A 5,784-nucleotide genomic window follows, 5' to 3' on the forward strand; every position below is an offset into this window, starting at 1 on the left:
GAAATAGCTACTCTAAGTATTGTATTTGGTTTCTTATAAAGAACTAATCCATATATGGCACCGGATAATAAGGCACTAAGAGTAAATCCTGGGAAGTAAGCACTCGGAGGAAAAATCATCATACCCACTATATCAGCAATTCCTGCTGTTATCCCACCTAATGCTGGGCCAAGGATTATTGAGCATAAGGCTACTGGAATAAAGGAAAAGCCTATTCTAAGTATTGGAGTTTGAATTGATAGAAATCTTGTTAGTATTACTTGTAGGGCAATGAATAGTGCCATGAATACTAAAGTACGAGTTGTTTTCAAAAAAATACCCCCTTCTTTTTATGACAAGTATGCCACATAAAGAGGAAATATCTCTCTTCTGTGACAGCGGAATGCGATGATTGTACCGCAAATCATTTCTGATTTTTCGTTCAGTGGCAACTTCCCGTCCAACTGACACTTGACGCACAATCCTCTACTCTGTCAATATTATGTTTTATTTCTAAGTCAATTATAGTTAATATTCTGAAAAAACACAACAACATAATTTATATAATATATATTATTAATAGTTCATGCTATTGTTGTCCATAATAATATAGAATAGTACTTGATTAAATTTTAATTTTAGTATTAAATATACATTGTAGATTTTAACTGCGTTTTAGGAAAATAAATTTTACTTCACTTACTAAGAGGTAGTTTTTATAAAAGAACTTTAAAAGAGTTAAATCTCTTTTTAGAAATGGTTGAATTAAATTAACTTGTTGATTATTTAAATAATCGATACATTTACATAAAGGAGTGATTATTATGGCTCAACATGCATTTTCAAGATCAGAGCTTTTAATGGGAAATGAGTCTTTAGATAAATTAAAAAATAGTAAAGTTGTAGTATTTGGTATAGGTGGAGTTGGAAGCTTTACTGTAGAAGCATTAGTTAGGGGAGCAGTTGGAAAATTAGTTCTAATAGATGATGATGCAGTTTGTTTAACAAATATAAATAGACAAATTCATGCGACCTTTAAAACCTTAGGAAAAAGTAAAGTAGAGGTTATGAAGGAGAGAGTATTAAGTATAAATCCTAAATGTGAAGTAATAACTCATGAAATATTTGTTACAAAGGATAACATAGGAGAAATTATAACTGATGATACAGATTATGTAGTGGATGCAATAGATACAGTATCTTCTAAGATTGCATTAATTGAATACTGTCAAGAAAGAAATATTGAAATTATAAGCTGTATGGGAACAGGTAATAAACTTGATCCCACACAATTTAGAATCGCAGATATTTACAAAACTAAAGTATGTCCTCTTGCAAAGGTTATGAGATATGAGCTAAGAAAAAGAGGAATAAAAAGTTGCAAGGTATTATACTCAGAAGAGATGCCAACAAAGCCAAAGCAGGATGAAGTAATAACTTGTAAAACTGGATGTGTATGTACAGGTGGGTCTAAAAAATGTGCAATTAAGCGTCAAATTCCTGCAAGTAATTCCTTTGTACCTCCTGTTGCTGGAATGATAATTGGCGGACAGGTGATAAAGGACTTAATAGCAGAAAGTTTTCAAAAGGAAAGGGAAAAGACAGTTATAAAATTATAGTATATTGATATGTAAGAAACTAAAGCTTAGAAAAATAGTTAAAGCTTAAAAGGTATATAAGCTTTTAAATAAATAAATATGAAGAAAACCCCTAGTAGAAACATCAAAATTTCACTAGGGGTTTTTGGTCTATAATATTTAAAAGCTTATACTTAGAGTATTTTTAGTACCATTCATTTAGAAAACTATAAAGTGCAGGATATACATTAAGTTTTGATATTAAATCCATATATTCGTCCATTGCTTTAAAGTTTTCTTCTCTTCTTTTAATAGCTCTAATCATTAAGTTTTTAGGAGTTTCCAAAGGAGATATATATTCTACTACAGAAACCTCATATCCCTTGGCTTCAAGCATTAAGCTTCTCATTCCATCTGTTAAAATATCGGCCATTCTGGTTTTGAATATGCCATGTTTAAGTATGCTCTTAAAAGGTTCGTAAGAGTATTCACTAAGCATCTCCCTATGACAACATGGAACAGCTATTATTACATCAGATTCCACTCTAATTCCTAGGGCTAAGGCCATATCAGTAGCAGTATCACAAGCATGAAGAGAGATAACTACATGGATCTTTTTATCGGGAGTATAGTTTTTAATATCTATAGCATGAAACTCCATATTTCTATATCCAAGATTTGTTGCCATTTCTTTAGAACTTTGGATAACTCCTTCTGAGTAATCAAGTCCAATAAAATGACACTTTCTTCTTTTTACTTCTGTTAGATAGTAATTAAGAACGAAGGATAAATAAGATTTACCACAACCACAATCCAAGATATTTATAGCAGTATTTTTAGGAAGTTCATCTAATATTCCTTCAAGAAGTTCAACATAATGATCAATTTGGTTGTACTTTCGTATTTTGTCATTTTTAATCTTTCCATCTTTACTCATAATCCCAATTTCCTTAAGCAAGGAATCAGCTTTCCCAGTTTTTATGTAATAATCTCTATTAAGCAATGTTGATGTATTTGAATGAGGTATAGCTTCTTTTTTATTTGCCGGAGCTGTAGTATCCTCAGGTGCTTTATCAACATCAATATTTTTCATAGTTACATTTTTATTATCAGCAGTTATTAGTATAACTTCCCCTCGTTCACTATAGGTTAAAGAAAGAGAATCGTAATTTTCACCTTCTTTTATAATTTCTTGGAACAATTGATCAATAGTAAATGCCTTAGTGATACCTTTAAAGTTATAATTAAGGGTTTTATCATCTTCCAAGTTGGCGATCCCCTTAAAGTTTTTAAGGCCAGATGTATAGTTTACAGTAATGTGATTAAAAATTGAGTTATTTTCCGAGAACCTATTTTCTAAACCCATAAGGAATAATTTAAGTTTATTTAAATTGCTTTTATTCATTTTATCACCTTTCTAAGACCATATTAATTTATAATGGTAAGTATATCAAAATTAAATAATTGTTAAAAGTAAAAAATTTATAAAGGGATGTAATCTATTTTAAATTTAACTAGAAGTATATCCAATGGAAACAACTTATATTCTAGTTATAGGAGTTAACTATTGTAATAATTAATGATAATTCTAGAAGTTAAATATGATATAATGTTAGTGGTAAAAATTCGGGCCTAGAGGGGAGCTGGCAGAGTGAAAAAAAGAGGAGAAAACTTGTGGCTTATTGTTTTTATGTTTTTAATTATGGCATTAAATGCCGTTATCGATAATACTAAGGGGATTTTAATTCCAATTTTCAAGGAAACTTTTAATACTAACAACACAGATATAGGAATTATGATAAGTATTGGATCTTTTGCTTATATAATTTTTACTTATATAGGTGGGATATTATGTGAAAGAATTGGACAAAAGAAAGTATTTTCTCTTGGACTTATATTTATGACCATATCAGTTTTTCTTATGTCCACCACTAAAAGTTTTGAGTCCCTAGTGATTTATATGTTTTTTATGAATGTAGGTAACGCACTATTAAGTATAGGAATTAACACACTTATTCCTTTAGTGTTTATATCATTCCAAGCAATAATAATGAATCTGACACATTTTTGCTATGGAGCGGGTTCTACTGTAGGGCAGCTTTCCATAGGTTATTTAGTTGATAATGGATTTTCATGGAGAACCATCTATATTTTTATAGCAGTAGCATTTGTACTTGTATGCATATGGTTTAAATTTTTAAAAGTTCCAACTGCACATAAAGCTGAAGAAAAGATGAAATTAAACATGTCTAGTGTATTTAAAAATAAATTACTGTATTTTTATGGGTTTGGTCTTGGAACTTATGTTTTTGCAGAAGCAGGGACATCTAGTTGGCTGGTTAATTTCCTTAGAGAAAGCTATGGGTATAGTATTCATAAAAGTTCTCTGTATCTTTCTACCTTTTTCTTTTTATTCACAATAGGAAGGCTTGTTGGTGGGTTTGTAGCTGAAAAAAAAGGGTACTTTAAATCAGTATTAATATCATTAGTAATAGCTCTAATTTTATTCTCAGTAGCATTAGTAATAGGAAATTCTGCACTGATTCTAATATGTATCTCAGGGATATTCTTTGCTATAGCATTTCCAACTATAGCACTAACTATTGGTAAAGTGTTTAAGGAAAATGGTTCATACGTCACAGGGGTAGTTATTACATTTTCAAGTTCCGTAAATATGATTTTAAATTTTATAATTGGAAGGCTTAATGATAGTATTGGAACTACTAAGGCATTTTATATGGTTCCTATAAGCTTATTTCTTTCTATAATTTTTATTTATTTAATTTATAGTAATACCAAAAATAACTTAAGTTTAAGGCAGGTAGAGAAAAATGGATAAAAAAAAGTGTGTAAGTATTGATTATGTAGAAGATAAGGATCGCAATTACATAATAAGAGATTCTGTGGGTATTACTATTGGAAGAATGTTTATCTTAAACTTAGATAGAGAAAATAAAAGTGTAATTTTAAAGCTAAAATTTTATAAAGATAAAAAAGAAGCTAAAATGCTAGAAGATGCATTGAAACTTATATTAGAAACCCTAATAAAGAAAAATAAACTGCATAAGGTAAATATTATTTGTGATGAAAATATTACTTTAACTCCTTTCACTAATTTGGGATTTCAACTTGAAGGCTTTATATCAGAAAATATAAACATTGACTCTAAAGTTTGCAGTACTATACTATTCGGCATAACAGAAGAAGAATATAGTAGTAATATTATTACTAAGGATTTTATATTAAGAGGAAAAAATGTAGAAATTAGAGTCCTGACACCAGATGATTCCGAGAGTATCTTAAATTATTATCAAAGAAATAAAGAATATCTTTCAGGGTTTGAACCATATAGGGAGGAAAGTTTTTATACAGAGGAAGTTCAAAGACAATCTTTAATAACTAATTATAAACAGTTTCTAAAAGAAGAGGGAGCTCATTTTGGTATATATAAAGATAGTAAACTTATAGGAAGAATACGACTTTACAATATAGTTTATGGAGTATTTAAGAGTGGTTTTATTGGATATTCTATAGATGAAGGTTACCAAGGAAAGGGATATATGAAGGAAGCAGTAAACCTTGTGGCAGAATATGCCTTTCAGGATTTAAACCTTCATAGAATTGAAGCAAGTACTCTTGTGGAAAATAGAAAGTCCCAGTCAGTATTAAAAGGTTGTGGGTTTGAGGAGTTAGGAATAAGTAAGGATTATTTATATATTAATGGAAAATGGAGAGATCATGTTATTTTTTATAGAACAAATAAATAACTTATCTAAAGTATAACTACTAACACATCATAAGATATATGTATTATGATATGTTCATTTATTGAAGATATCATATTTTTCTTTTGTTGGATTCTGATTCATTATCCTGACTCATGATATATGAATGTAATGTTTAGTGTAGTTTTTAATAATATAGATTTACATGTTTTATAGTTTATTTTAATTGAATGGTGAAATAGCTAGTAGTCATATGATAAAAACAATAAAGTTTATTATTATATAGGTAAACACACCCAAGAGTATCCGCAAGTGAAATGCAGAGTAAAATAAAGGATAATGCAAGATTTTTAACATAAACCCATTAGGTGGACTTAAACATCAAAATATACACCTCAGGATTTGATACAATACTACTTGTCGCTGAGGTGATGTTCACTTTAGCACAAAAATGAATTGGTCTTTGAAAATTAAACAGAGAAAAAGGTAAAACCAGTTAATTC

5 protein-coding genes and 1 riboswitch are annotated in these 5,784 nt (G+C 29.3%); of the genes, 3 read left to right on the forward strand and 2 right to left on the reverse strand.

Features of this window, described 5'->3' with window-relative positions:
- The coding region (locus tag RR409_RS20630) for a folate family ECF transporter S component (RefSeq protein ID WP_332559661.1) at window positions 1-311 on the reverse strand (311 nt) is incomplete at its 3' end.
- 62 nt (window positions 312-373) lie between these two features.
- Window positions 374-475: riboswitch (THF riboswitch) on the reverse strand.
- A 328-nt stretch (window positions 476-803) separates the two neighbouring features.
- Here RR409_RS20630 and RR409_RS20635 point away from each other — a divergent pair.
- The gene (locus RR409_RS20635; protein WP_332559662.1) at window positions 804-1,598 is read left to right on the forward strand and encodes a tRNA threonylcarbamoyladenosine dehydratase; all 795 of its coding nucleotides are present in this window, start codon (window positions 804-806) and stop codon (window positions 1,596-1,598) included.
- A gap of 163 nt (window positions 1,599-1,761) precedes the next feature.
- Here the strand turns inward: RR409_RS20635 and RR409_RS20640 are convergent, their stop codons facing one another.
- Window positions 1,762-2,961 (reverse strand): SAM-dependent methyltransferase, encoded by a 1,200-nt coding sequence (locus tag RR409_RS20640; RefSeq protein ID WP_332559663.1) that lies wholly within the window; start codon window positions 2,959-2,961, stop codon window positions 1,762-1,764.
- A gap of 246 nt (window positions 2,962-3,207) precedes the next feature.
- Here RR409_RS20640 and RR409_RS20645 point away from each other — a divergent pair, with 246 nt between their 5' ends.
- Window positions 3,208-4,395 carry an MFS transporter gene (locus RR409_RS20645; protein WP_332559664.1) on the forward strand — a complete coding sequence of 396 codons (1,188 nt, stop codon included), beginning with the start codon at window positions 3,208-3,210 and terminating at the stop codon, window positions 4,393-4,395.
- Window positions 4,388-5,323, forward strand: coding sequence for a GNAT family protein (locus RR409_RS20650; protein ID WP_332559665.1), 936 nt, complete (start codon window positions 4,388-4,390; stop codon window positions 5,321-5,323). Before RR409_RS20645 ends, RR409_RS20650 begins: the two co-directional genes overlap by 8 nt.
- The last annotated feature ends 461 nt before the right edge of the window (window positions 5,324-5,784 follow it).

The sequence above is a fragment of the Clostridium sp. genome (assembly GCF_036642255.1).
Classification (GTDB): domain Bacteria; phylum Bacillota; class Clostridia; order Clostridiales; family Clostridiaceae; genus Clostridium_J.

Bases quoted from the DNA above. Each gene is read 5' to 3' on its own strand.
- RR409_RS20635 (WP_332559662.1), top strand. From the start codon at position 804: ATGGCTCAACATGCATTTTCAAGATCAGAGCTTTTAATGGGAAATGAG.
- RR409_RS20640 (WP_332559663.1), bottom strand. From the start codon at position 2,961: ATGAATAAAAGCAATTTAAATAAACTTAAATTATTCCTTATGGGTTTA.
- RR409_RS20650 (WP_332559665.1), top strand. From the start codon at position 4,388: ATGGATAAAAAAAAGTGTGTAAGTATTGATTATGTAGAAGATAAGGAT.